Here is a 1583-nt window from a genome sequence, read left to right on the forward strand (position 1 = left end):
CTTGGAGGCTTTCGGACGCCGGCCGCCGAATACGCCGCCCCGTCCCTCATGCGGCCGGCATCCGAAACCCTTCACAGCAGCTGCCATTGAACATGACGGCACGATTTTGTATTCGATCCCGACCTGGTCTCTTCCTGATGCCCCAAAGTCTATTCTGGTTGAAGAAGACGCGAGAGGCAGCGAAATGCTACCGGAACCAATTGCTTATTGTTTCTACCGTTATCGCAGGCACTTCTGTCACACTTGGATCGTCGCGACTTTCACAATCGCTATGGTTGCCGCTCCGCTACCGGCTTCAGCGACACCAAATGTGTCAGCGTGCGGATACCTCGCTGATCTGATCGATAAGGCACCGCCAGGGCCGTTGTTCTTGCCCAGCTATCCGACCGTCGAAGCGGGGCCTCTCCAAGGCGCCGCCTACCTTTATGACAATGCGCTGGCCGTCATCGCATTGGTCGGTTGCGGTGAACGAGACAAAGCATATCGGATTGGGGCGGCGATTCTCTGGGCGATTGATAACGACCGCACATGGCACGATGGACGACTCCGGAACGCTTACGCCGCGGGTGTGGTGGCGAATAGCCCCGTCAAACTCCCGGGGTGGTGGGACAATGCCCAGAACAAATGGTTAGAAGATCGATACCAGGTGGGTAGCGATAATGGAAACATGGCATGGGCCATGTTGGCTTTGCTGTCGATTGACGATGTGAACACCGGCCCTCGGTTCCGAGACGGTGCGACACGACTTGGCGCCTGGGTCGCGCAATGGGCCGACACGCGCGGCACTGGCGGTTTCACGGGCGGTACGTTTGGGCATGAACCGACGCCCGACGTACGGACATGGAAATCGACCGAACACAATACTGACATCGCCGCCGCGTTTGGCATTCTCGCAATCCGCACAGGCGATTCGCGCTGGCGTGATATGGCGACGGCCGCTGAGCACTTCGTAGATACGATGTGGGATTCGGCATGCGCCTGTTTCGCGGCGGGCACCGCCGAAGACGGCGTCACGCGCAATCCGATTTTGGCCCTCGATGCTCAGGTTTGGCCCTTAACGGCGCTCCCCGGAGCGGCCAAGAAATTTGCATCGGTAATTACCACCGCCGAACAGCGAATGGGTGTCGACGGGGGCTTTTCTTACGGTGAAGACCGAGACGGAGTGTGGACCGAAGGGACGGGCCAAATGGCTCTCTTGCTGGAGTTACTCGGCAGGGGCGAGAAGGCAAAATCGTTGATCGCTGTAATCGAATCCCAAAGGTCGCCGGATGGCGGGTTCTATGCCGCAAGTGTCCGAGGGCTACCGACTGGGTTCATGCTGGATACCGATCTGGCCAAGCCACGACTCTATTTTCGATTGCCACATCTTGGTGCAGCTTCGTGGGCCGCCCTTGCAGAACGGGGGTTCAATCCCTTTACGGCGACAAGAAGACTTCCGTAGTTCACCCAGTGGTGACCGTCTCAGACTTTTAAGTGCTTTTCGATTTCGATAAGTCCGCAAAGGGTCGATTCCGTTGAAAAAGGGCGGCAGTAATCCGATGTATTGGCGTCAGCGGCGATGCGGCCGAGCGGCTGTGTCGGCC

1 protein-coding gene is annotated in these 1583 nt (G+C 58.2%); it reads left to right on the forward strand.

The features are described from left to right. Nucleotides 1–271 precede the first annotated feature (271 nt). Entirely contained in the window at nucleotides 272–1441 is a 1170-nt protein-coding gene (locus SO180_RS42330; protein ID WP_449384698.1) for a hypothetical protein, read from the forward strand. The last annotated feature ends 142 nt before the right edge of the window (nucleotides 1442–1583 follow it).

This window comes from Bradyrhizobium sp. UFLA05-112, from assembly GCF_053572325.1.